The sequence below is a fragment of the Nocardioides sp. genome, assembly GCF_035503875.1.
In the GTDB taxonomy this organism is placed as follows: Bacteria; Actinomycetota; Actinomycetes; order Propionibacteriales; family Nocardioidaceae; genus Nocardioides.
The window spans coordinates 66,857-90,574 of the sequence record NZ_DATJTA010000030.1; the positions used below are offsets into that span (position 1 = coordinate 66,857).

Below are 23,718 nucleotides of genomic sequence, written 5' to 3' on the forward strand. Positions count from 1 at the left end.
ATGACCGGACGACCCCGCGGGACATCCCGCACCCCCGCCTCCCGCCCGCGCCGGCTGGCCGGGCAGGGCGGGACGGGCACCGTGACCCGGGCGCCTCGGATCGAGGAGCCTCGGGCCGAGGAGCCGCACGCCGAGCGCCGGCCCGGGTTGTTCGCCGGCAGCCGGATCACGCGGGTCCTGGTGACGACGGTGGTCGTGCTCGTCGTGCTCACCGCGGCGATGGCGCTCTACCTCGTCGTCACCGACGACGAGCCGTCCGCCGCGGCCACCCCGCCGGTGGAGGGGGCCATCGCGGTGCCCGAGGACCGACCGATCCTGCTGCCCTGGGCCGACGCGCAGCGCGCGGCCGCGGCCGCGGCCGAGGCCGCGACCACGATCGTGACGACCTCCTGGCAGCAGTACGACGAGAAGGTCGAGGAGGCGACGGCACTGATGACGCCGTCCTTCGCGGAGGAGTTCCGCGCGACCAAGGACGAGGTCCGCGCCGGCGTGGTCGACGGCAAGGTCGACGTCGACGCCCGCGTGGTCGCCCAGAGCGTGGTCCGCGCCAACACCTCCGAGGTCCAGGCCCTGGTGTTCCTCAACCAGTACACGACCCGCGACGGCGGCGAGACGACGTACTCGCCGTACCGCGCCCTCGTGACCGTGGTGAACACCGACGCCGGCTGGCTGGTCTCCGACCTCCAGACCAGATGACGCCGACCCGGCGTGAATGTAGTGCCGACCCGGCGCGAACTCGCGCCGGGTCGGCGGTCCTGGGTCCGTTCGCAGGAGGGGTGGGGTGCCTGTCGCTGGACAAGGCCCGATTCGGAGGTTAGGTTTCCGCCAAACTAGAACACGTTCCACTTGGCGTCGACAGTAGGAAGGAGCAGGATCGCGCCCGTGACTGTCGAGACTGTCGAAACGGACCTGCTCATCGTCGGCGCCGGGCCCACCGGACTGTTCGCCGCCTACTACGCGGGGTTCCGCGGCCACCGGGTGGCCGTCGTGGACTCCCTGCCGGAGCTGGGTGGCCAGATCACGGCGATGTACCCCGAGAAGCAGATCCTCGACGTCGCCGGGTTCCCCAGCGTCAAGGGCCGCGACCTCGTCGACGGCCTCGTCGAGCAGGCGAACACCGCGAAGCCCGACTACCTGCTCGGCCGCACCGCCCTGACCCTCGAGCACCACGACGACGGCGTCACGGTCGGCCTCGACGACGGCACCGAGGTCCGCGCAGGTGCGGTGCTGATCACCGCCGGCATCGGCAAGTTCAGCCCGCGGCCGCTGCCCGCGGGCGAGGGCTGGCTGGGGCGCGGCATGGAGTTCTTTGTCCCGAGCTTCGCGCCGTACGCCGGCAAGGACGTCGTCATCGTCGGCGGGGGCGACAGCGCCTTCGACTGGGCGCTGCACCTCGAGCCCGTCGCCCGGTCGGTCACCCTGGTGCACCGCCGCGACGCGTTCCGCGCCCACGAGCGCACGGTCCAGCAGGTCCGCGACTCCTCGGTCCGGATCGTGACCCGCGCCGAGATCGCCGCCATCAACGGCGACGCGACCGTCGAGTCCGTCGACGTCACCGTCGACGGCGAGACCACGACGTACCCCGCGCAGGCCGTGGTGGCCGCGCTCGGCTTCGTGGCCGACCTCGGCCCGCTGCAGCAGTGGGGCCTCGACGTGCACAAGCGCCACGTCGTGGTCGACCCCTCGATGCGCACCAACCTCTCCCGGGTCTTCGCGGCCGGGGACATCACCGAGTACCCCGGCAAGGTCCGCCTGATCGCCGTCGGGTTCGGCGAGGCGGCGACCGCCGTCAACAACGCGACCGTGGCGATCGACCCGAGCGCCCACGTGTTCCCCGGCCACTCCAGTGAAGGGACGTGACAGGCCGTCATGAAGATCAAGGTGGACTTCGACCTCTGTGAGTCCAACGCCCTGTGCGAGGCGATGGCGCCGGAGGTCTTCGAGCTCGACGACGACGACTTCCTCCAGCTGAAGACCGAGGAGACGACCCCCGAGAACATCGAGAACGTCAAGCGCGCGGTCGCGGCCTGCCCGCGCGCGGCGATCTCCCTGGAGGACTGAGCGGATGAGCATCAACCTGGACGGCAAGGTCGCGATCGTGACCGGCTCGGGCGCGGGCCTGGGCCGGGCCGAGGCCCTCGCCCTCGCGGACGCCGGGGCCCGGATCGTCCTCAACGACCTGCCCGGCGGCGCCGACGAGGCGGCCGAGGAGATCCGTTCGCGCGGTGGCGAGGCGACGGTGGTCGCCGGCGACGTCGGGGAGCGGGCCACGGCCGACGCGATGCTCGCGGCCGCGGTCGAGGGGTACGGCGCGCTCGACGTCGTCGTCAACAACGCCGGCATGACCCGCGACCGGATGCTGTTCAACATGTCCGACGAGGAGTGGGACGCGATCATGCACGTCCATCTCCGCGGCCACTTCCTGCTCACCCGCAACGCCTCGGCGTACTGGCGGGCGAAGGCGAAGGAGAGCGGCGCCCCGGTCGACGCGAGCGTGGTCAACACCGCCTCGGAGGCGTTCCTCAGCGGCCCGCCCGGACAGGCCAACTACGGCGCGGCCAAGGCCGGCATCGCCGCGCTGACGGTCTCGACCGCCCGCGCGATGGCCTCCAGTGGCGTGCGCGCCAACGCGATCTGCCCCCGCGCCCGGACCGCGATGACCGCGCAGGTCTTCGGCGAGGACACCTCCGGCGAGCAGGTCGACCCGTACTCGCCCGACCACGTCGCGCCGCTGGTGGCCTACCTCAGCTCGCCCGCCGCCGCGAACATCACCGGCCAGGTCTTCGTCGTGTACGGCGGCATGGTCGCGCTGATCGCCCCGCCGACCCTCGAGCAGCGCTTCGACGCCTCGGGCTCGGTGTGGGACCTCGACGACCTCGACAAGCAGGTCGGCTCCTACTTCGAAGGACGTGACCCGATGCAGGGCTTCGCCGCCGACTCGATCATGAGGCTCCAGGCGCGAGGTGGCGCGTGAGCGGCCGGCTGGCCGGCAAGGTCGCCATCGTCACCGGCGGCGCGATGGGGCAGGGTGCCGGGATCGTCCGCGCCTACGTCGCCGAGGGGGCGAAGGTCGCGATCGCCGACGTCGCGAAGGACGAGGGTCAGGCGCTGGCCGACGAGTTGGGCGCCGACGCCCACTTCACCCACCACGACGTGAGCGACGAGGCCTCCTGGGTCGCGCTGGTCGAGGACACCAACACCCGCTTCGGGCCGGTGGGCATCCTGGCCAACAACGCGGGCGTGCTGCGCTTCGGCGAGATCGAGACCCAGGACCCCCGTGACATCGAGCTGCTGTTCCGGGTCAACCAGCTGGGTCCGCTGCTCGGCATGAAGGCCGTCACCCGCACCATGCGCGAGAACGGCGGTGGCTCGATCATCAACGCCTCCTCGACCGAGGGGTTGGGCGGGATGGCCGGCACGGTCGCCTACGGCGCGACGAAGTTCGCCGTCCGTGGGATGACCAAGGGCGCGGCGCACGAGCTCGGGCGCCACAACATCCGGGTGAACTCCGTGCACCCCGGCATGATCGACACCCCGATGACGCGTGTGCACGGCGGCGACGCCGCGATGGAGTACGGCGCCTCGAAGGTCCCGCTCCGCCGGGTCGGGCACCCCGAGGACGTCGCGCCGCTCTACGTGTTCCTCGGCAGCGACGAGTCGGCGTACATCAACGGCGCCGAGATCGCCATCGACGGCGGCGTCACCGCGACGCACGCCTTCGGCGGCTGAGACACGTGCTTGAAGTTGTCGACCCTGACAGTGGAACTGTGAGAGTCTGAGTCATGGCCAACCAGCGCGCTCAGATCGTGATGAGCCACGACGAGCAGGTCGAGTTCCTGAACCAGCAGCGCTCCTGCACGCTCGGCACCTACGGCCCGCAGGGCCAGATCCACCTCGTCGGCATGTGGTACGGCGTGATGGACGACCACATCTGGTTCGAGACCAAGCGGAAGGCCCAGAAGACCGTCAACCTGCGCCGCGACCCGCGGTGCAGCTTCCTCACCGAGGCGGGCCACACCTACGACCAGCTCCGCGGGGTCGCCATCGAGGGCCGCGGCGAGGTGATCGAGGACGAGCAGGTCGTCTGGGACGTCTGCGTGAACATCTTCGAGCGCTACAACGCGCCGTACACCGAGGAGCTGCGCCCGTTCGTCGAGTTCATGGCGCACAACCGCGTCGTGGTCCGCCTCGACGTCGACCGCGTCCGCTCGTGGGACCACCGCAAGCTCGGCATGGAGCCCATCGAGCTCGGTGGCTCGACCGCCGCCTTCCTCGGATGAGGTCAGTCGCGCAGCAGCAGGCGGACCGCGGTCTCCATGTGTACGGCGGTGTCCGCGGCCGTCGACCGGCCGGTCACCCAGGCGACCAGGGCGGAGAGCCACACGTCGCCGATCACGCGGGCGATCGCGACGTCCTCGTCGGTCAGCTCCGTCAGCTCGGTCTGCTCCGGGTGCATGGCGCGCGCCATCATCTGGGTCAGCAGCATGCCCACCGCGTGGATCTCGGCCTTCACCGAGCCGTCCGCGAACATGAACGCGCGGGTCAGTGCCTCGGTGAGGTTCGCGTCGCCCTGCATGCCGCGGGTGGTGCGCTTGAGCAGGTAGATCACCCGGTCGGCGGCGGTGTCGCCGGGCGTCGGCCGCTCGCGCAGCACGGCGTCGGAGCGCTCCAGCTCGCGACCCAGGGCCGAGACCAGCAGGTGGATCTTCGAGGGGAAGTAGCGGTACAGCGTGCCGAGGGCCACATCGGCGCGCTCGGCGACCGCGCGCATCTGGACCGCGTCGAAGCCGCCGGTGGAGGCCAGCTCGATGGTCGCGTCCAGGATCCGCTTGCGGCGGTCGCGCTGGGCCGCGGACCCGAGGTCCTCGGCGCTCAGCGAGTTGGCGGTGCTCACAGTGGCCCCCATGCGTTCGTGGAGTCGTGGTCGTCGACACGGAACGGCGACGGCGCTGTCGCGTGCGTGGGGACGAGGAAAGCAGATGGCGCGGCTAGGCTAGCAATCGGTGGGACATGATAGGAACACGTTCCACTTCGTCCGGCCCGGCGTGTCACCGCTTCCGGCAAGTGTCCGAATGTCGTTGATGAGCAGCACGACGAAAGAGGGTCGCGACAAGATGCGTGTCGCTTTTCTGTCCTATCGCAGTCACCCGCACACGGGTGGGCAGGGGATCTACCTGCGCCACCTGAGCCGGGAGCTGGCGAACCTCGGGCACACCGTCGAGGTCTTCTCCGGGCAGCCGTACCCCGAGCTCGACCATCCCGACGTGAAGCTGACCAAGGTGCCGAGCCTGGACCTGTACCGGCAGCCCGACCCGTTCCGCGTGCCGAAGCTGCGCGAGTTCCGCGACCGGATCGATGTCGAGGAGTTCGCGACCATGTGTACGGCGGGCTTCCCCGAGCCCAAGACGTTCAGCAGTCGGGTGGCGCGGGTGCTGAAGGACCGGGTCGACGACTTCGACATCGTCCACGACAACCAGGTGCTCGGCTACGGCATGCTCGACATCGAGAAGCTCGGCCTACCGCTGATCACGACGCTGCACCACCCGATCACCTTCGACCGGCGCATCGACATCAGCCAGACCCGGAACCCGTGGCGCAAGTTCACGCTCAGCCGCTGGTACGGCTTCCTGCGGATGCAGGGCCGCGTCGCCCGCCAGGCCCGCAAGATCCTGACCCCCTCGGAGACCTCCAAGCGCGACATCGCGAAGGACTTCGGGGTCGACCCCGCGCGGATGCAGGTGATCCTGCTGGGCGTCGACGACGGCTTCGTGCCGCCGACCAAGCCGCGCGTCCGGGGGCGGATCCTGGCGATGGCCAGCGCCGACGCCCCGATGAAGGGCATCGCCACCCTGCTGGAGGCCTTCGCCAAGCTGCGCACCGAGCGGGACATCGAGCTCGTGCTGGTCACCAAGCCGCGTCCCGGCGGTCGCACCGAGCGCCTGATCGGCGAGCTCGCCATCGGTGACTCGGTGCGGTTCGTGCACGGCATCAGCGACGCCGAGCTGGTCGAGCTGATGGGCTCGGCCGAGCTCGCCTGCGTGCCGTCGCTCTACGAGGGGTTCTCGCTGCCGACCGCCGAGCTGATGGCCTGCGCCACCCCGCTGGTCGTCTCCCGCGCCGGCGCGATCCCCGAGGTCGTCGGCCCCGACGGCCTGTGCGCGGACCTGGTGACGGCCGGCGACGTCGGGGAGCTGGCCGCCGCCATCGGCGCGCTGCTCGACGACCCCGAGCGACGGGACCGGTACGGCGCCGCCGGGCGCCGGCGGGTCGAGGAGCTGTTCAGCTGGCGCGCGGTCGCGGCGACCGTCGCGGCGGCGTACGACGAGGTGATCGCCGACTACCGGCGCGAACAGGAGGAGGGCCACCGTGCTGACCGTTGACTTCGACCGACTGGGTCTGCGGCCCGGGGAGCGGGTGCTCGACATGGGAGCCGGCGGGGGCCGGCACGCGTTCGAGATGTACCGCCGCGGCGCGGACGTCGTCGCCTTCGACATGGACGCCGACGAGCTCGCCGGCGTCCTGGAGATCTTCGGCGCGATGAAGGAGAACTGCGAGGTGCCCGCGGGCGCCGCGGCCGACATCAAGCAGGGCGACGCGCTCGAGCTGCCCTTCGCCGACGGCGAGTTCGACCGGATCGTGGCGGCGGAGGTGCTGGAGCACATCCACGCCGACGTCGACGCGATCAAGGAGCTGGTCCGGGTGCTGCGCCCGGGCGGCACGCTGGCCATCTCGGTGCCGCGCTGGCTGCCCGAGGTCATCAACTGGAAGCTCTCGGACGACTACCACAACGCCGAGGGCGGGCACATCCGCATCTACACCGACCACGAGCTGGTCGACAAGGTGACCAAGGCCGGTCGTTTCAACGACGGCACGCCCGGCGACGCGATGATCTTCGAGGGCAAGGACTACGCCCACGGCCTGCACGCGCCGTACTGGTGGATCAAGTGCGCGGTGGGCGTGGAGAACGACGGGCACCCGCTCGCGAAGGCGTACCACAAGCTGCTGGTCTGGGAGATCATGAAGCAGCCCAAGACGCTCCAGATCGCCGGCAAGGTGCTCGACCCGCTCATCGGCAAGAGCATGGTGCTGTACTTCCGGAAGCCGGATGCCTGAGCACGCGCCCGTCGACCTCGCGCCGGCCGAGCTGGCCCGGCTGCCGTACGTCGAGGGCATCCTCACCGCCGCCCAGGTCGCCGAGACCGCCCGCTCGATCGTCACCATGCAGGAGCCCTGCGGGGCGATCCCGTGGGCGGTGGGCGAGCACGTCGACATCTGGAACCACGTCGAGGGCGCGATGGCGCTGCTCGTGGGCGGCCAGGTCGCGGCCGCCGAGCGCGCCTACGCCTGGATCCCGACCCTGCAGCGCGCCGACGGCTCCTGGCCGATGAAGATCGTCGACGGGAAGCCCGAGGACGAGCGCGGCGACGTCAACATGTCGGCGTACTTCGCCGTCGGGCTGTGGCACCACTGGCTGGTACGCCGCGACCTGGAGTTCGTGCAGCGGTTCTGGCCGTCGGTGCGAGCCGGGCTCGACTGGGTGGTCGGCCAGCAGGTCGCCTTCGGCGGCATCAACTGGACGCCCACCGAGTCGTTCTGCCTGCTCACCGGCAATGCGAGCATCTACCACTCGCTGCGCGCCGGGGTGGCGCTCGCCGACCTGCTCGACGACCCGCAGCCCGAGTGGGAGCTCGCCGGCGGCCGGCTCGGCCACGCCGTGCGCGAGCACCGGGACCTGTTCGCCGACAAGTCGACGTACTCGATGGACTGGTACTACCCGGTCCTCGGGGGCGCCGTCCGCGGCGACGCGGCGCTGGAGCTGCTGTCCTCGCGCTGGGACGACTTCGTGGTGCCCGGGCTCGGGATCCACTGCGTCGACACCAACCCGTGGGTCACCGGCGCGGAGACCTGTGAGCTGGCGATGGCGCTGGACTGCCTCGGCGACCACCGCCGTGCGCTCGCCCTGCTGGGCGACATGCAGCACCTGCGCGGCGAGGGCGGCGCGTACTGGACCGGCTGGGTCTACCGGGGCGACAACGCGCCGGTGCACTGGCCGGTCGAGCACACGACGTACACCGCGGCGGCGGTCGTCCTGGCGGTCGACGCGCTGGGCGAGGTGGCCGGGCACGGCACGGCCGGGTCCGGGATCATGCGCGGCACCTCGCTCGCGCCGCACTTCACCGAGCTCGCGCTCGAGTGCGGCTGCCCGTCAGCCGACCGGGTCTCCGGCCGCGCCTGAGGTCCGGCGCAGCACCCGCATCGAGCCGAGTGCCCGTACGTCCTCGAAGCAGTCGCTGGCGAGCGCGCGCAGGTAGACGTGGTACGGCGGCTGCCCGCCCTCCGCGGGGTCGGCGAACACGTCGTGGATCACCAGCAGGCCGCCGGGCATCACCCACGGAGCCCAGCCCGCGTAGTCGGCCTGCGCGTGCTCCTCGGCGTGCCCGCCGTCGATGAACAGCAGCGAGAGCGGCGTACGCCAGTGCGCGCTGATGGTCGTGCTCTTCCCGATCAGGGCAACGACCTGGTCCTCCAGGCCGGCCCGCGCGACGGTACGGCGGAAGAACGGCAGGGTGTCCATCCGGCCGGTCTCGGGGTCGACGACCTCGGTGTCGTGGTGCTCCCAGCCGGCCTGGTTCTCCTCCGAGCCGCGGTGGTGGTCGACGGTGAAGACGACGGCCTGGGGGCCGCCGACCTCGCGGGCCGCCGCGCCCAGGTAGATCGCGGACTTGCCGCAGTAGGTGCCGACCTCGAGGACGGGACCGTGGGGGAGCCGCTCGCGGGCGGCGCGGTGCAGGAGCAGGCCCTCGTCCTCGGGCATGAATCCCTTGGCGGCGAGAGCGTGGTCGAGCAGATCGGGGGGCATGGTCGTCACAGGCGTCACACTAGTAGAGTTGGAACACGTTCTAGTTACTGTGCTCGGTGTCGTTCCTCGGCGAGCACAGATCCGCGAAAGCCAAGGTGGTTGCCCATGTCCATCGGGATCTCCGACGAGCACGTCGAGCTGGCCGACAGCCTGCGCAAGTGGGCGGCCTCTCTCGACGGGCCGGCGCTCGTCCGGGCGGCCGAGCAGGACGCGGCGGCGGCCTTCGGCGAGGTGTGGGGTGCCGTCGGCGAGCTCGGGGTGGCCACGATCGGCCTGCCCGAGGCGGCCGGCGGCGGAGGCGGCACCGTGCTCGACGTGGCCGTGGCGCTGGAGGCCTGCGCCCACGAGCTGGTGCCGGGACCGCTGCTCGGTCCCGCCGTCGCCGCGGTGCTGCTGGGGGAGTCCGCGGTGGCCACCGCGCTGGGGGATGGTGCGGTGGTCGCCGTCGGGCTCTCCGACGTCGTCTGGGACGTCCCGTCCGCGACCCACGTGCTGGTCGAGGACGCCGCGGGCACCTGGACGGTCTACCCGCGCTCCGCCGTCACCGTGACGGCCCAGCTCGGGATCGACCTCAGCCGCCGGTTCGGCTCGGTGCACGTGGACGAGCCGACCGCGGGGGTCGGCGTACCCGCGCTGGACGCGGAGCTCGTACGCCGTACCGCGGTGACGCTGGCGGCGGCCGAGGCGGCCGGCGTCGCGCGATGGTGCCTGGAGACGGCGGTCGAGTACGCCAAGGTGCGCGAGCAGTTCGGGCAGAAGATCGGCGGCTTCCAGGCCATCAAGCACCTGTGCGCCGAGATGCTCGAGACCGCCGAGTCGGTGACCGCGGCGGCGTGGGACGTGGCGTCCGTGGCGCTCGGACCCGACGACGAGCAGTGGGCCTTCGCCGCCGACGTCGCCGCGGCGACGGTCTTCGACGGCGCGCTCGCCGTGGCGAAGTCCTGCATCCAGGTGCTGGGCGGGATCGGGTTCACCTTCGAGCACGACGCGCACCTCTACTACCGCCGCGCCGCGGCACTGCGCGCGCTGTTCGGACCGTCCGACGAGGCCGCCGTACGCCTGACCGAGCGCGCCGTCGACGGCGTACGCCGCCGACTCGAGGTCGACCTCGACGGGCGCGACGCGGGGATCCGCGACGAGGTCCGGACCCACGTCGAGCGGATCGCGGGGCTGCCGGAGGACGAGCGGCGCGCGGCGCTCGTGGAGGTCGGCTACCTGACGCCGCACTGGCCCGCGCCGTACGGGCTCGGCGCGGACGCGGTGACGCAGATCGTCATCGACCAGGAGCTGGCCCGCGCCGACGTCACCCGGCCCGACATCGTGATCGCCGGCTGGGCGGTCCCGACCATCCTGGAGCACGGCACCGACGAGCAGCGGGAGCGCTTCGTGCGGCCCTCGCTCCTCGGGGACCTGGTCTGGTGCCAGCTCTTCTCCGAGCCCGGCTCGGGCTCCGACCTCGCGTCGCTGCGCACCCGGGCGGTCAAGGTCGACGGCGGCTGGCGGCTCAGCGGCCAGAAGGTGTGGACGTCGGTCGCCCAGAAGGCCGACTGGGGCATCTGCCTGGCCCGGACCGATCCCGACGTGCCGCAGCACCGCGGCATCACCTACTTCCTCGTCGACATGAGGAACTCCGCCGGCATCGACGTGCGCCCGCTGCGCGAGATCACCGGCGAGGCGCTGTTCAACGAGGTGTTCCTCGACGACGTCTTCGTGCCCGACGAGATGGTCGTGGCCCAGCCCGGCGACGGCTGGAAGCTGGCCCGGACCACGCTCGCCAACGAGCGGGTCGCGATGGCCACCAGCCGGCTGTCGAAGTCGACCGAGCGGGCCGTCTCGCTCGTCGGTGCCGGCTCGGCCTCGGCTGCCCAGCGCGTCGCCGTCGGCCAGTCGGTCGCCCTCTCGACCGTGTGCTCGCTGCTCGGCGTCCGCACCGTGCTCCGCTCGCTCGCCGGGCAGGGTCCCGGCCCGGAGTCGTCGGTCGCCAAGTTGCTCGGCGTACGCAACCGCCAGGACGGCGCCGAGCTGGTCGTCACCCTGCACGGCGACCGGGCCGTCCTCACCGGCGCCGACGAGGACGTCGCCGCCGACGTCTGGGAGATGCTCAACACCCGGTGCCTCTCCATCGCCGGCGGCACCACCCAGATCCTGCGCAACGTCGCCGGCGAGCGGATCCTCGGCCTGCCGCGCTGAGCCGGTCCAGGTCGGCCTGGCCCGGGCGGCGGTGAGCTGGCAACCGTTGGCCGGACGCCGACGGTTGCCCACTCACCGCTGGGGCGAGGGGCGGTGAGGTGGCAACCGTCTAGCGAAGGCGAACGGTTGCTGACTCACCGCCGGGCGGGACGGCTACGTCAGCGACACGGTGCCGTCGCACCAGCCGTCCGCGCCCACCGGGCGGACCGAGACGTCCCGGCTCGGGCCGTCGTCGAGGTCGGCCGTGCGCGCCGTGACGGCCGACGAGACCAGGTCGTCGCGGACGCGCAGGACGGCGTACGCGCCGTCTCCCCACTGCACCTCCCAGTCGCGCCGACGGTCGCTCCGGATGGTGACCGTGACGCTCACGCGCCCCTCCTCGAGGGCCGCGGTCGCGAGGACCTCGGCTCCGTCGCACGACCAGGTCGACGCGCCCGGGTCGGTGTCCGGGTAGAACGCGATGGCCCGGTCGAGCCAGGTCACGGCCATGGCGCCCGATACTCCGACGGCCACGCCGACCATGCCGGTCGCCAGCGCGACCCACCACCTCACCGTCACGGCGGGAGGGTACGACGTGCGCGCATCCGGTCGGGCTCGATTCGCCGTACCCGTAGGATCCCGGCATGACCACCAAGGTGCAGGCTGCGCTCGGCGCCGTCCTGCTCGTGGTCCTGCCGGCGCTCCTGCTGGCGCACGACTCGCCGGCCCTGGCCGGGCTGGCCGTCGTGGCGACCGTCGTGGTCGCCCTGCTCGCCGACACCCCGCTCCGTGGTGTCGTCCTGGTCGGTGCGCCACCCGCGCGGCCGGACGGCGACGACGCGACGTGGTCGCGGCGGGACCGGGTGACCGCCCCGGTCACCCACCCGCGCCGCCCGCGTGCTCCGGAAGCCGCCTGACGCTCGCCTCGAGCGAGCCCAGGCCCTCTTCCGCCGACCACTCCAGGAGCACCCGTGTCCGTTCTCGACCCCGTCTCGCACGCCCTCGCGGCCGTCACCGCCGCCGCCCACCACGCCCTCACCGCCCTCGGCGCAGCGCCGGACGCCGGCCCGACCTGGCTGCTCAGCATCGCCGCGGTGGTGGTCGTCGTCCGGGTCGCGCTGCTGCCGCTCACCGTCCACGGCGTACGCAGCGCCCACGCCGCCGCCCGCGCGCGTCCCCAGCTGCGCGACCTCGCGAAGCGCTACCGCGGCCGCACCGACACCGCCAGCCTCCAGCGGTACGCCGAGGAGCGTCGCCGCATCGGCGCCGAGCACGGGACGTCGCGCCTCGGCTGCCTGCCGCTGCTCCTGCAGCTCCCGATCTGGATCGCGCTCTACCACCTGATCGGCGACCTCGCCGACGGGACGCCCGTCGAGCCCGTCGACGGCGGGCTGGTCACGTCCCTCGGCGCGGCGACGGTCCTCGGGGTGCGGCTCGCCGACCGCGGCTACGTCGGCAACGGGGCGGGACACCTCGCGGTGGTCGCGGGTCTCGCCGCGACGGCCGCGCTCCTGAGCTTCGTCAACCAGCGGTACCTGGTCCAACCCAACACGTTCGTCGCGGACCTGCCGGAGGCGGTCGGCCGGGTGCAGCAGGTGATGCCGGCGCTCTCGGCCGTCGGACTGCTGGTCGCGGGCGCGGTCGTCCCCGTCGCGCTGCTCGGCTACTGGGTCTGCAACAACCTGTGGACGGCCGGCCAGAGCGCCGTGGTCTACCGCTGGTTCCCGACGCCGGGCACCCCGGCGGCGGCGCGCTCGCGGCGGTAGCCGTTCCAGTGCCAGTGCAGGTACCGGTCGATGGCCCGGACGACGTGCGAGCTGCGGATCGACGGGAAGATGTCGAACGCGTGCTGGGCGCCCGGCAGCTCGGCGTACACGACGGTGCGGCGGGAGACCTGGCGCAGCCGCTCGACGAACAGCCGTGCCTGGTCGACGCCGACGAGGGTGTCGAGCGAGCCGTGCAGCACGAAGAAGTCGGGGGCGTCGGGGGTGATCCGCAGGATCGGCGACGCCTGCTCGAACGCGTCCGGGTCGTCGCTCCACCGGCGCTGGAAGACGCGCGGCGCGAGGAACCGGTCCCGCATCAGCTCGGCGCTGCGCAGGCCGGTGGAGCCGGCGAGGTCGTAGACACCGTAGTGGGGGACGGCGACCTGGATCGAGGTGTCGGCGTCCTCGAAACCCGGCTGGTACGCCGGGTCGTTGGCGGTCAGCGCGGCGAGTGAGACCAGGTGTCCGCCGGCGGAGCCGCCGGTGATCGCGAGGTAGTCGGGGTCGCCGCCGTACTCGTCGATGTGCTCGTGGATCCAGGCGATCGCCCGCTTGACGTCGACGATCTGTGCGGGGAACGGGTCGCGCGGGGCGAGCCGGTAGTTGACCGAGACGCAGACCCAGCCCTTCGCGGCGAGGTGCTGCATCAGCGGGATGCCCTGCTGCTCCTTCGTCCCGATCGTCCAGGCGCCACCGTGCACGTGCAGCAGCACGGGCGCCCCGCCGTCCGGTACGCCGCCGGCGGGGGAGTAGACGTCGAGCAGGCCGCGGCGGCCGTGCCGGTCGTCGTACACGATGTCGCGCTGCGTGCGGACCTCGGTGCTGCGCATCCGGAACGGGTTGACCAGCCGGCGCCACGGTACGGCGAGGTCGGCTGGCGTCGGTGCGGCGTCGAGCTGCTCGGCGTAGTCGAGGCCGAGCCCTTCGGTGAGGGCCTCCTCGGCCTGGGTGCGCACGCGCCGGCCCTGGTCGATCAGGAACGCCAGGCCGGCGACGTTCACCGCCGCGACGGCGAGCCCGAGCCGGCTCCGGGAGCGGCGGGTCGCGTGCGTGACCGCGTCGGCCGCCGTCAGGGCGAGCACGTGCGGAGCGAGCTCGCCGGTGAGCCAGCCGGCCATGAAGGACGGGATCCCCGCGCGGAAGCCCGACAGCGGCCGGATCGCATTGACGGTGAGGGCGGCGGTGACGACCTGGCGGCGCAGGAAGGACATGGCGCCCAGGCTAACTGCGGGGGCGAGGCCGGATCGGTGAGAATTGGAACACGTTACGTTTCCGGGCAGAGGGGAACGCCAGGGTCATGGACCGCCTGTCGGGGCTCGATGCGAGCTTCCTGTATCTGGAGACGCCCGCCCAGCTGATGCACGTCTGCGGCGTGATCGTCCTCGATCCCAGCACCGTCCCCGGCGGCTACTCCTTCGCGCGTATGCAGGCCAGCATCGAGGACCGGGTGCGCGACGTACCCGCCTTCACGCGCAAGCTCCGACGGGTCCCGCTCGACCTGGACCACCCGGTCTGGGTGCGGGACAGGCGCTTCGACATCGAGCGGCACGTGCACCGGCTCGCGCTGCCGGCGCCGGGCGGCTACCGCGAGCTGATGGACCTCACCAGCCACCTGGCCGGGCTGCCCCTCGACCGGTCGCGGCCGCTGTGGGAGATGTGGGTGATCGAGGGGTACGGCGACCGGGTGGTCGTCTTCTCCAAGATGCACCACGCGACCGTCGACGGGGTCTCGGGTGCCAACCTGGTCTCGCACCTGTGCAGCCTGGAGCCCGACGCCGAGCCGCTGCAGCTCGAGGAGCCGGAAACCTTCGGCGGCGACCCGGGCCAGCTCGCGCTCCTGGGACGTGGGGTCGTGAGCAACCTGACGCGACCGCTCAACGCCGTACGCCTGCTCGCGCCGTCGGCCACCATGGTGACCCGCACGATCGGGCGGGCGCGGGCCGGTACGGCGATGTCCGCGCCGCTGACCGCCCCGCGCACGTCGTTCAACGGCACCATCACCGGGCGCCGCACGATCGCGATCGCCGACCTCGACCTGAGCGACGTGCGCGCGGTCAAGCGCGCCACCGGGACGACGGTCAACGACGTGGTCCTCGCGGTGGCGGGCGGTGCGCTCCGGGGCTACCTCGAGGACCGTGGCGAGCTGCCCGACGACTCGCTGCTCGCGACCGTGCCGGTCTCGGTGCACGGCTCGTCGCGGCACGCGCGTGGGGCGAACAAGGTCTCGGCGCTCTTCACCCGGCTCGGGACCGACGAGGAGGACCCGCTCGAGCGGCTCGCCGAGCTGGCCGAGCGCAACCGTCACGCCAAGGAGCACCACAACGCGATCAGCGCGGACGCGCTGCAGGACTGGGCGGAGTTCGCCGCGCCCCGGACCTTCGGCCTGGCCGTGCGCGCGTACGCCAACCTCCGCCTCGCCGAGCGCCACCCCGTCGTCCACAACCTGGTGATCTCGAACGTCCCCGGCCCGCCCGTGCCGCTCTACTTCACCGGCGCCCGGATCGAGGCCCTCCACCCGCTCGGTCCCGTCTTCCACGGCGCCGGCCTCAACATCACCGTGATGTCGAACGACGGCAAGGTCCACGTCGGCGTCATCGCCTGCCGCGAGTCGATGCCGGACGCCGACGACCTGGTCCGCCGCTTCCCCCTCGAGCTCACGAGACTCAAGGACGCCGCCCACCCTTGAGCGTCGGCAGGTGGCGGGCCCGGACGGTGACGGCGGCCTCGACGACGGCGGGGACGAATCTCTCCGCCTCCAGGACGCAGGAGGCGTGTCCGGCGTCGACGTCGTGGACGGTGGCGCCGGGGATGGCGCGGGCGAGGGCGATCTGGCGGGAGGGCGGGATGACGCGGTCCCGTCCGGTCACGACGACGGCGGTGGGGACGTCGATGCGGTCCAGCCAGGGGCGGGAGTGGTGGCGGCCGAGGGCGGCGAGGGCCTGGCCGACGGCCCACGGGCTGGTGCTGCGGAACTCGTGCATCGCCCACTCGTGGATGTCGCTCGGCTCCAGGGAGAGGGCGCGGGCGGCGGTCCGGGTGGCGCGGGCCGCCGTACGCGACCGTGAGACGCCGCGGGCGCCGAGCATCGTGGCGCCCATCCCGGCGAAGAACGCCTGCTCGGCGACGCTCAGTCGGAACCGGTCGCTCGTCGCGGCGAGCACCAGCCCCTGCACCCGACCGGGGTGCTGGCGCCAGACCCGCTGCGCGACCACGCCGCCCATCGAGTAGCCCGCGACGATCGCGCCCTCCACCTCCAGCACGTCGAGCAGCGCCGCCACGTCGTCGGCGCAGTCGCGCAGCGAGAACTCCGCGCTGCGGATGCCCTGGCCGTGCCAGCGCTGGTCGAGCGTGACGACTCGGAACCGGCGCGATAGTGGCTCGATCGCGGGATACCAGGTGAGCAGACCCGTGCAGCCCAGGGCGTGCAGCAGCACGACGGTCGGGGCGCCGGGCGTGGGACCCGGCGTGTCCGTCGCGTACGTCGTCCCGCGGCCGGCCAGCTCGACCGGGCGGCCCGCCGGGATCCGCGCCCACGGCAGGTAGACCCGGCGGAGCAGGCCGCCGGGCGACGGCAGCGGCCACGGGCGAGCCATCGGTCCACCTCCCACCTCGGAATGCCGTTTCAGGGTAGAACACGTTACAGTTCGCGCCGGGGAGCGACCCCCAGGCACAGAGGAGACGCAGGTGAGCTCTGACGGTTTCGTCCAGCCCGACGCCGACGCGGCGGAGGCACTCGATGCGGTCCGGTCGGTGATCCGCGAGGCCCTCGACCGGTCGGCCGACTGGTCGGCACTGGCCGCCGCGGGGGTGCTCGGCCTGCCCGTTCCCACGGCGTACGGCGGTGAGGGGCTCGGGCTGCCCGAGGTCGGCGTCCTGCTCCGGGAGACCGCCGCCCGCGCCGTGCACCTGCCCGTCTGGGAGACGCTGTGCTGCGGCGTGCTCACGCTGGCCGCGCACGGCACCGACGAGCAGCGCGCCGAGCTGCTCCCCGGCGTCGCGACCGGCGAGATCGTGCTCTCGCCGGCCCTGCGCGAGGTGGGTGCGGGGATCACGGCCACGCCGTCGACGACGTACGCGGACGGGACGGTGACCGGTCGCAAGGTCGGCGTCTCGTACGCCGAGGACGCGGCCCGGCTGCTCGTGACGGTGACTCACGAGGGCCGGCCGGCCGTCGCGCTGGTCGACCCGAGCGGACCCGGCGTCGACCTGCTCTCGTCCACTGCCTCCAGCCGCGAGCCCCAGCACACCGTCGTCTTCGACGCGGCGCCGGCCGAGCTGCTCGGCGACGGCGCGGACCGGCTGCTCCGCGACCTGGCCGTCGCCGGGCTGACGCTCACCGCGGCCGGCGTGGTGGCCGGCGCGCGCGACCTCACCGCGACGTACATCAAGGGGCGCGAGCAGTTCGGGCGCGCGCTCGCGCAGTTCCAGGCCGTCGCCATGCAGATCGCCGACGTCTACATCGCCTCGCGCACGCTCGACCTGGCCGCGGACAACGCCGCCTGGCGAGTGGCGCAGGGCCTCGACGCGGCGGACGACCTCGCGGTGGCGGCGTACTGGGCCACCACCGAGGGGCCGGAGGCGCTGCGGACCTGCCACCACCTGCACGGCGGCATGGGCGTTGACGTGACCTATCCGCTGCACCTCTACTTCTCCTGGGCGACCGACCTCGCGCACGCCCTCGGCACCCGCGCGGAGGACGTACCGGTCGAGGACCCCGCGACCAAGAACCTCGAGCTCGCCCGGTCCCAGCGGGACCTGAAGGCCGAGCTGCGCAGCTACTTCGCCGGGCTCGCCGACGACAACGAGCACCGCGACATGGGCACCGACCGGCACGGCCCGACGTACCAGCGGGTCGTGCGCCAGATGGGCACGGACGGCTGGATGGGCGTCGGCTGGCCGCGTGAGTACGGCGGCCACGGGCTCGGCGAGGTCGAGCAGACCGTCTTCGCCAACGAGGCCCAGTACGCCGATGTGCACCTGCCAGCGGTCACGCTGCAGACCGTCGGGCCGACCCTGATCCGCTACGGCACGCAGAAGCAGAAGGACCTGTTCCTCGGCCGGATCCTCGCGGGCGACGTGCACTTCGCGATCGGCTACAGCGAGCCGGACGCCGGCACCGACCTGGCCTCGCTGCGCACCAGTGCGCGCCGCGAGGGCGACCACTACGTCGTCAACGGACAGAAGCTGTGGACCACCGGCGGCCACCAGGCCGACTACGTGTGGCTCGCCGTCCGCACCGATCCCGACGCCCCGAAGCACCGGGGCATCTCGATCCTGATCGTCGACACCACCGACCCCGGCTACTCCTTCACGCCGATCATCACCGCGGACGGCTCGCACCACGTGAACGCGACGTACTTCAACGACGTCCGGGTCCCGGTCGACATGCTGGTCGGCGAGGAGAACCAGGGCTGGAAGCTGATCACCACCCAGCTCAACCACGAGCGCGTGATGCTCGGACCCGCCGGCCGGATCGAGGGGCTGCGCGACCGGGTCGCCGAGTGGTGCGCCAAGGCCGGCGTACTCGACCGTCCGGACGTGCGGCAGGTGCTCGGCCAGACGACGGCGGTGTTCCGCGTCAACGAGCTGCTCAACTGGGAGGTGGCCCGGGCCGGGGAGTCCGGCGAGGTGTCGGTGGGCGACGCGTCGTCCTCGAAGGTCTTCGCCGCCGACCAGGTCCAGCACCTGCTGGCCGCCCTGATCGGCCTCGTGCAGAGGTACGGCGACCCCGCCGAGGCCGAGACGGATCACCTGCTGGCCTACCTCGACGGGCAGGCGAAGCGGAACCTCGTGCTCACCTTCGGCGGCGGCGTCCAGGAGGTGCAGCGCGAGCTGATCGCGATGTTCGGTCTCGGCCTCCCGCGGGTTCCCCGATGAGCGCGGCCGAGGAGCTCGGGACCCACGAGCGGATCATGGCCGAGGCGGAGCGGATCAAGGCCGAGGGCGAGGCGAGCGAGTCGCAGGCGCCGTACCCCGTCAACCAGCCGACGATCGGGACCTGGCTGGACGCGATGGGCTACGACAACGAGCGCTTCCGCGCGGGCGAGGCGCCGCCGTCGATGGCGCAGGTCTGGACGATGCCGGGGCTGGGCCGCAAGCGGCCGCCGGAGGACCCGCTCAGCCGGATGACGGACTTCCTGACCGCCGAGGGCTACACCGCCGTGCTCGGCACCAACTGCGAGCAGAGCTACGAGCGCTACCTCCGCGTCGGCGAGCAGCTGCGGGTCACCAGCGCGCTGGACTCGGTGGTCGGTCCGAAGCGGACCGCGATGGGCGAGGGCTACTTCGTGACCTCGCGCAACACCTGGTACGTCGGCGACGAGGTGGTCGCGACGATGCTCTTCCGGGTACTCAAGTTCATCCCGAGGAACGGTGGTTGAGGTGCAGACGGAACACGCCACGAAGCCGGGCGTCGTCCGCCCGATGATGAACCGCGACTCGCAGTTCTTCTGGGACGGCACCGCGCTCGGGGAGCTGCGGATCCAGTCCTGCAACGTCTGCGAGGCGCTGCGCTTCCCGCCCGGCCCGGCGTGCCCCGATTGCGGCGCGTTCGACCGCGGGTACGTCGTCGGTCTCGGCACCGGCACCGTCTTCTCGTACGTCGTGCACCGCCACCCGCCCGTGCCCGGCAAGGACCTGCCGATCGTGATCGCCCTGGTCGACCTCGACGAGGGCGTGCGGATGGTGGCCGAGGTCGTGGACGTACCGGACGACGAGATCGAGATCGGCATGCGGCTGCGCGTCGACTTCAACCAGGTCGACGAGGACCTGACCCTGCCGATCTGGAGGAGAGCATGAGGACGCTGAGCTCGGGCCAGCAGCTCCCGGAGTGGAGCCTGTCGCTGACCCCGACGACGATCGTGAGCACCGCGATCGCCACCCGGGACTGGCAGGACGTGCACCACGACCGCGACATCGCGCAGGCCGCGGGGTCGAAGGACATCTTCATGAACATCCTGACGACGAACGGCCTGGTCGAGCGGTACGTCGCCGACTGGGCGGGCCACGACGTCCAGCTCAAGGGCATCGCGATCCGGCTGGGCGCCCCGGCGTACCCCTACGACACGCTGACCTTCCGCGGCACCGTCGAGTCGGTGTCGGAGGGGGTCGCGACCATCGCGGTCGTCGGGTCGGTGTCGCTGGGCGACCACGTGACCGGGACCGTGAAGGTGGCGGTGTGAGTCTCTCGCGCAAGGCCGCCATCGTCGGGATCGGCGCGACGGAGTTCTCCAAGGCGTCCGGCCGCTCGGAGCTGCAGCTCTCGGTCGAGGCCGTGCGGCACGCGCTGGCCGACTGCGGCCTCACGGTCGCCGACGTCGACGGGCTGACGACGTTCACCATGGACACCTCCTCGGAGATCGCGGTCGCCCGCGAGCTCGGGATGAAGGAGATGCGGTTCTTCAGCAGGATCAACTACGGCGGGGGCGCGGCCTGTGCGACCGTCCAGCAGGCCGCGATGGCGGTCGCCACGGGCGTCGCCGACGTGGTGGTCTGCTACCGCGGGTTCAACGAGCGCTCGGAGTCGCGCTTCGGCCAGTTCTCGGTCGCGGCCGCGACGCAGGTCAACACCAACGGCCTCGACAACGCGTGGTCGTACCCCATGGGGCTCGGCACCCCAGCGGCGACGGTCGCCATGCAGGCCCGCCGCTACATGCACGAGTACGGCGCCACCTCGCGCGACTTCGGCGCGGTCGCCGTGGCGGACCGGCGGCACGCCGCCAAGAACCCCGCGGCGTTCTTCTACGACAAGCCGATCACCATCGACGACCACCAGTCGTCGCGGATGATCGTCGACCCGCTGCACCTGCTCGACTGCTGCCAGGAGTCCGACGGCGCGGTCGCGCTCGTCGTGGTCTCGTCCGAGCGCGCGAAGGACCTGCCGCAGACCCCGGCGTACGTCGCCGCCGCCGCGCAGGGCAGCGGCACCGACCAGTTCGTGATGACGTCGTACTACCGCGACGACATCGGCATCCCCGAGATGGGCGTGGTCGGCCGCGAGCTGTGGCGCCAGTCCGGCCTCGGCCCTGCCGACATGCGGATGGGCATCCTGTACGACCACTTCACGCCGTACGTCCTGATGCAGCTGGAGGAGCTCGGCTTCTGCGGCCGCGGCGAGGCTCCCGGCTTCGTCGCGGGCGGCCGGATCGAGGTCGACGGCGCGTTCCCGCTGAACACCCACGGTGGCCAGCTCGGCGAGGCGTACATCCACGGCATGAACGGCATCGCCGAGGGCGTGCGCCAGGTCCGCGGCACCTCGGTGAACCCGGTCGACGACGTCGAGCACCTCGTCGTCACCGCCGGCACCGGCGTGCCCACGAGCGGGCTGGTCCTCAGCCGCTGACCCCCCACCGCCGAGTCGGCAGAAGTTGCGCGCCGGGTCGGCAGAACTTGCGCGCCGAGTCGGCAGATCAGTGCTCCAGGACCAGCCGCCCGCTGTCGAGCTCGGCGCCCGGGATGCTCATCTGGGTGACGCACGGGTCGCCGGAGAGCGGACAGCTCACGATCTCCTGGCGCTGGAACTCCGAGGCCGATCCGGAGCCCTCCTCCGGAAGTGTCCGGTCGCGGCCGACGACGAAGACCGCGGACGTCTCGCCCAGCACGGCCTGCTCGATCTCGTCGCTCTGGCCCAGGGACGGAGTCTCGATCCCGACCGGCTCGCCGGACGCGGCGTCGTAGACCTTCCACGCCAGGCTCGCGTTCCCGATCGGTGCCATTCCCACGAGGACGTGCCGGCCGTCGGGAGACACCGCAGCGTTCCCGCTGCCCCGGACCGAGTACGACGGCCCGCTCGCCGAGGCGACGGTGACGAGACTCGGCACCGTCGGGTCCGCGGGACTGGTGACGACCGTCCTGTCCGCCGCGTCGAGGACCCAGGACCCGGCGTACGGCGACGCCTTGAGGGGCCGGCCTGGCTCCCACACCAGGTCGCCGGTCGGGGTGCGGACCCACACCCGCTCGCCGTCGACGGCGATCGCCATCGACCTGCGGACGGGATCGACAGCGGGACCGGCGAGCGCCGCGGCGGGCAGCGGTTCTCGGGCAACCTGCTTGTTCTTGGCCGTGTCGTGGACGACGAGCGCTGGGTGGCCCTCGGTCGCATCGACCCACGCGCTCCAGGGGGAGACAGTCGAGGCGGCGACGTACGTGTCGTCCGCGCCGGTGCGGCCGATGGTCCGGACCCGGCCGAGCGAGTCGACGTGGATCACGTCCCCGTCGACAGAGGCGTAGACGACGCCGTACCGGCCGCCGTCCTCCGCCACCCGGCTGTGCCACGCGACCAGGTCGTCGAGCTCGTCGCCGACCGTGAGAGTGGTGCGGTCCAGGTGCAGCGTGAAACCGTCGGTCCAGGACACGTCGGCGGGGTTGTCGACCACGGGTCCGACAGGTCGTGGGTCCTCGGTGTCACCACGTGTCGTGACGAGGGCGACGGCCAGGAGCGTCGCCGCCGCGACGCCGACGATCCCGCCCCACCGGCGACCGGCCTGACGGCGCCGGTCCCGCTCGGCGAGCTTCTCGACCAGGTGCACGGGCGCAGGACCGACCGGCAGGTCGTCCCACTCGGCGCGCAGGAGCGTGCTGATCTGCTGCTCGTTCACGACGGCTCCTCGCTCAGGTCGCGGTGGTCGATGGCGGCGAGTGCCCGGGACACCCGGCTCTTGACGGTCCCGGCGGCGACGCCGAGCACGTCGGCGGTCTGGGCCTCGGAGAGGTCGGCGCCGAAGCGCAGCACGAGGACCGTGCGGTGGTCGATCGAGAGCCGACTCAGTACGCCGATCAGGGAGGCCCGGTCGAGCGCGGAGTCGAGGCCGGGGTCGTGCCGGCCCGCCGACGGCCCCTCGGGAAGGCGCTCGGTCGGTTGCTCGCTCCACCAGCGACGTCGCCGACTCGTGTTCCAGCAGTTGAGCAGGGTCCGGTACACGTAGGCGTCGATGTCGTCGGCCGCGCGAACCCGTTCCCAGGAGCGCAGGCAGCGGGCCAGTGCGGTCTGCGCGACGTCCTCAGCCTCGTGCAGATCGCAACCCAGCGAGACCAGGGTGCGGACCAGGTCCGCCCACCGGGCACGCATGAAGTCCGCGAAGTCCTCGTCGCGAGGCCGTGGATCAGTCATGCCCACCAGACCCCCGAGGTGCCGGAACCGGTTCCACGATCAGGGATGCAGCTTCTCCTGGAAGAACGCGAGCACCCGCTCCACGGCCTCGTCGCTGCGCTGGGCGGTGACCGTTGAGTGGCCGCGACCGGGGAGGTCGACGCGGAGGAACGCCGATCCGAGCTCGCGGTCGAGGGTGTCGAAGCGGGTGCCGGTGGCGGGGTCCTGGGCGTACTGGAGGCCCAGCACCTGGCAGCCGGCGGCGGCGCGGCGGCGTACGACGTCGAGGTCGCCGGGGGAGAGGTTGAGGTCGGCGCCGCGCCGCTTCCCGACCGGGAACGGGGCGGAGGGCTGGCAGAGAACCGGCGCCGCGACCGCATCGTCGACCATCATCGCCAGGGCGAACCCGCCGGTGAAGCACATGCCCAGTGCCCCGACACCGGATCCGCCGAGCTCCTCGTGCAGCTCGCGGGCCAGGCTGCGCAGCCACCCCGCCACGGGTGCGGTCTCGCCGGTCGCCAGCTTCGTGAACTCCCGGCTCACGCACACCCGGGCGAACGACCGGGCGATCTCCGGCACCGACATGGGCGCGCCGGGACGGCCGAACAGGTGCGGCAGCACGACCGTGAACCCCGCCGCGACCACCTCCTCGGCGAACGCGAGCACGTCGGGCGTGATCCCGGGGATCTCGTGGACGATCACGACGCCCGGCCCGGTGCCGCGGCGGTACGTCGGGTGGGTCGTCGCGTTCGCATCGGTGTGGCTGCCGAGGGTCCAGTCGTCGAGGGCCATGCCTGAGTATGGCGATCCGGCGGCCGCGACGGGCGCGGACTTGT

26 protein-coding genes are annotated in these 23,718 nt (G+C 72.3%); 18 read left to right on the forward strand and 8 right to left on the reverse strand.

Annotated elements, in window-relative coordinates; genetic code table 11:
* The 6 genes from VMF51_RS07300 to VMF51_RS07325 all read left to right on the forward strand — a co-directional run bounded on the left by VMF51_RS07300 (position 1) and on the right by VMF51_RS07325 (position 4,280).
* On the forward strand, positions 1 to 696 hold the full coding sequence (locus tag VMF51_RS07300) for a hypothetical protein (protein WP_325473752.1): 696 nt from the start codon (positions 1 to 3) through the stop codon (positions 694 to 696).
* Positions 697 to 882: 186 nt separating this feature from the next.
* Positions 883 to 1,860 carry an NAD(P)/FAD-dependent oxidoreductase gene (locus tag VMF51_RS07305; RefSeq protein ID WP_325473753.1) on the forward strand — a complete coding sequence of 326 codons (978 nt, stop codon included), beginning with the start codon at positions 883 to 885 and terminating at the stop codon, positions 1,858 to 1,860.
* Positions 1,861 to 1,869: 9 nt separating this feature from the next.
* Complete coding sequence (locus tag VMF51_RS07310; RefSeq protein ID WP_243057442.1) at positions 1,870 to 2,061, forward strand: ferredoxin; 192 nt, start codon at positions 1,870 to 1,872, stop codon at positions 2,059 to 2,061.
* 4 nt (positions 2,062 to 2,065) lie between these two features.
* Positions 2,066 to 2,974, forward strand: coding sequence for a 3-oxoacyl-ACP reductase (locus VMF51_RS07315; protein WP_325473754.1), 909 nt, complete (start codon positions 2,066 to 2,068; stop codon positions 2,972 to 2,974).
* Positions 2,971 to 3,729 (forward strand): glucose 1-dehydrogenase, encoded by a 759-nt coding sequence (locus VMF51_RS07320; protein WP_325473755.1) that lies wholly within the window; start codon positions 2,971 to 2,973, stop codon positions 3,727 to 3,729. The genes VMF51_RS07315 and VMF51_RS07320 overlap by 4 nt, the downstream gene beginning before the upstream one ends.
* 53 nt (positions 3,730 to 3,782) lie before the next feature.
* On the forward strand, positions 3,783 to 4,280 hold the full coding sequence (locus VMF51_RS07325) for a TIGR03618 family F420-dependent PPOX class oxidoreductase (RefSeq protein WP_325473756.1): 498 nt from the start codon (positions 3,783 to 3,785) through the stop codon (positions 4,278 to 4,280).
* 2 nt (positions 4,281 to 4,282) lie between these two features.
* Here the strand turns inward: VMF51_RS07325 and VMF51_RS07330 are convergent, their stop codons facing one another.
* Entirely contained in the window at positions 4,283 to 4,894 is a 612-nt protein-coding gene (locus VMF51_RS07330) for a TetR family transcriptional regulator (RefSeq protein WP_325473757.1), read from the reverse strand.
* A 220-nt stretch (positions 4,895 to 5,114) separates the two neighbouring features.
* Here VMF51_RS07330 and VMF51_RS07335 point away from each other — a divergent pair, with 220 nt between their 5' ends.
* The 3 genes from VMF51_RS07335 to VMF51_RS07345 are packed head-to-tail and all read left to right on the forward strand — an operon-like array spanning position 5,115 to position 8,236.
* Positions 5,115 to 6,380: a glycosyltransferase family 4 protein gene (locus tag VMF51_RS07335; RefSeq protein WP_325473758.1), complete on the forward strand. Its 1,266-nt coding sequence runs from the start codon at positions 5,115 to 5,117 to the stop codon at positions 6,378 to 6,380.
* Complete coding sequence (locus VMF51_RS07340) at positions 6,367 to 7,113, forward strand: class I SAM-dependent methyltransferase (RefSeq protein ID WP_325473759.1); 747 nt, start codon at positions 6,367 to 6,369, stop codon at positions 7,111 to 7,113. Before VMF51_RS07335 ends, VMF51_RS07340 begins: the two co-directional genes overlap by 14 nt.
* Entirely contained in the window at positions 7,106 to 8,236 is a 1,131-nt protein-coding gene (locus tag VMF51_RS07345; protein WP_325473760.1) for a prenyltransferase, read from the forward strand. The genes VMF51_RS07340 and VMF51_RS07345 overlap by 8 nt, the downstream gene beginning before the upstream one ends.
* Here the strand turns inward: VMF51_RS07345 and VMF51_RS07350 are convergent.
* On the reverse strand, positions 8,207 to 8,860 hold the full coding sequence (locus VMF51_RS07350) for a class I SAM-dependent methyltransferase (RefSeq protein WP_325473830.1): 654 nt from the start codon (positions 8,858 to 8,860) through the stop codon (positions 8,207 to 8,209). The genes VMF51_RS07345 and VMF51_RS07350 overlap by 30 nt on opposite strands.
* A gap of 105 nt (positions 8,861 to 8,965) precedes the next feature.
* On the opposite strand from VMF51_RS07350, the gene VMF51_RS07355 reads away from it, so the two are divergent.
* Complete coding sequence (locus VMF51_RS07355; RefSeq protein ID WP_325473761.1) at positions 8,966 to 11,050, forward strand: acyl-CoA dehydrogenase; 2,085 nt, start codon at positions 8,966 to 8,968, stop codon at positions 11,048 to 11,050.
* Between the two features lie 153 nt (positions 11,051 to 11,203).
* On the opposite strand, the gene VMF51_RS07360 is transcribed toward VMF51_RS07355, so the two are convergent.
* Positions 11,204 to 11,608 (reverse strand): hypothetical protein, encoded by a 405-nt coding sequence (locus VMF51_RS07360; RefSeq protein ID WP_325473762.1) that lies wholly within the window; start codon positions 11,606 to 11,608, stop codon positions 11,204 to 11,206.
* A 65-nt stretch (positions 11,609 to 11,673) separates the two neighbouring features.
* On the opposite strand from VMF51_RS07360, the gene VMF51_RS07365 reads away from it, so the two are divergent.
* Together VMF51_RS07365 and yidC are read left to right on the forward strand one after the other, a co-directional pair.
* Positions 11,674 to 11,946 (forward strand): hypothetical protein, encoded by a 273-nt coding sequence (locus tag VMF51_RS07365; RefSeq protein WP_325473763.1) that lies wholly within the window; start codon positions 11,674 to 11,676, stop codon positions 11,944 to 11,946.
* A gap of 54 nt (positions 11,947 to 12,000) precedes the next feature.
* Entirely contained in the window at positions 12,001 to 12,795 is a 795-nt protein-coding gene (gene yidC, locus VMF51_RS07370; protein WP_325473764.1) for a membrane protein insertase YidC, read from the forward strand.
* Here the strand turns inward: yidC and VMF51_RS07375 are convergent.
* A complete protein-coding gene (locus tag VMF51_RS07375; protein WP_325473765.1) occupies positions 12,741 to 14,006 on the reverse strand; it encodes an alpha/beta hydrolase in 1,266 nt (421 codons plus the stop codon). The genes yidC and VMF51_RS07375 overlap by 55 nt on opposite strands.
* An 86-nt stretch (positions 14,007 to 14,092) precedes the next feature.
* On the opposite strand from VMF51_RS07375, the gene VMF51_RS07380 reads away from it, so the two are divergent.
* On the forward strand, positions 14,093 to 15,481 hold the full coding sequence (locus VMF51_RS07380) for a wax ester/triacylglycerol synthase family O-acyltransferase (protein WP_325473766.1): 1,389 nt from the start codon (positions 14,093 to 14,095) through the stop codon (positions 15,479 to 15,481).
* Here the strand turns inward: VMF51_RS07380 and VMF51_RS07385 are convergent.
* Positions 15,459 to 16,388, reverse strand: coding sequence for an alpha/beta fold hydrolase (locus VMF51_RS07385; RefSeq protein ID WP_325473767.1), 930 nt, complete (start codon positions 16,386 to 16,388; stop codon positions 15,459 to 15,461). The two genes, VMF51_RS07380 and VMF51_RS07385, sit on opposite strands and share 23 nt — an antisense overlap.
* A gap of 91 nt (positions 16,389 to 16,479) precedes the next feature.
* Here VMF51_RS07385 and VMF51_RS07390 point away from each other — a divergent pair, with 91 nt between their 5' ends.
* Genes VMF51_RS07390 through VMF51_RS07410 form a run of 5 tightly spaced genes read left to right on the forward strand, consistent with a single transcriptional unit; the run spans position 16,480 to position 21,136 of the window.
* A complete protein-coding gene (locus VMF51_RS07390) occupies positions 16,480 to 18,672 on the forward strand; it encodes an acyl-CoA dehydrogenase (RefSeq protein WP_325473768.1) in 2,193 nt (730 codons plus the stop codon).
* Positions 18,669 to 19,175, forward strand: a complete 507-nt coding sequence (locus tag VMF51_RS07395) for an FAS1-like dehydratase domain-containing protein (protein ID WP_325473769.1) — start codon at positions 18,669 to 18,671, stop codon at positions 19,173 to 19,175. The genes VMF51_RS07390 and VMF51_RS07395 overlap by 4 nt, the downstream gene beginning before the upstream one ends.
* A 1-nt stretch (position 19,176) precedes the next feature.
* Entirely contained in the window at positions 19,177 to 19,593 is a 417-nt protein-coding gene (locus VMF51_RS07400; RefSeq protein WP_325473770.1) for a Zn-ribbon domain-containing OB-fold protein, read from the forward strand.
* The gene (locus VMF51_RS07405) at positions 19,590 to 19,976 is read left to right on the forward strand and encodes a MaoC family dehydratase (RefSeq protein WP_325473771.1); all 387 of its coding nucleotides are present in this window, start codon (positions 19,590 to 19,592) and stop codon (positions 19,974 to 19,976) included. The genes VMF51_RS07400 and VMF51_RS07405 overlap by 4 nt, the downstream gene beginning before the upstream one ends.
* Positions 19,973 to 21,136: a lipid-transfer protein gene (locus VMF51_RS07410; protein WP_325473772.1), complete on the forward strand. Its 1,164-nt coding sequence runs from the start codon at positions 19,973 to 19,975 to the stop codon at positions 21,134 to 21,136. The genes VMF51_RS07405 and VMF51_RS07410 overlap by 4 nt, the downstream gene beginning before the upstream one ends.
* 67 nt (positions 21,137 to 21,203) lie before the next feature.
* Here VMF51_RS07410 and VMF51_RS07415 read toward each other — a convergent pair whose 3' ends face one another.
* Genes VMF51_RS07415 through VMF51_RS07425 form a run of 3 tightly spaced genes read right to left on the reverse strand, consistent with a single transcriptional unit; the run spans position 21,204 to position 23,674 of the window.
* Positions 21,204 to 22,391 carry a hypothetical protein gene (locus tag VMF51_RS07415; protein ID WP_325473773.1) on the reverse strand — a complete coding sequence of 396 codons (1,188 nt, stop codon included), beginning with the start codon at positions 22,389 to 22,391 and terminating at the stop codon, positions 21,204 to 21,206.
* The gene (locus VMF51_RS07420; RefSeq protein ID WP_325473774.1) at positions 22,388 to 22,903 is read right to left on the reverse strand and encodes a SigE family RNA polymerase sigma factor; all 516 of its coding nucleotides are present in this window, start codon (positions 22,901 to 22,903) and stop codon (positions 22,388 to 22,390) included. Before VMF51_RS07420 ends, VMF51_RS07415 begins: the two co-directional genes overlap by 4 nt.
* Positions 22,904 to 22,942: 39 nt before the next feature.
* The gene (locus tag VMF51_RS07425) at positions 22,943 to 23,674 is read right to left on the reverse strand and encodes a dienelactone hydrolase family protein (protein WP_325473775.1); all 732 of its coding nucleotides are present in this window, start codon (positions 23,672 to 23,674) and stop codon (positions 22,943 to 22,945) included.
* Positions 23,675 to 23,718 lie beyond the last annotated feature (44 nt).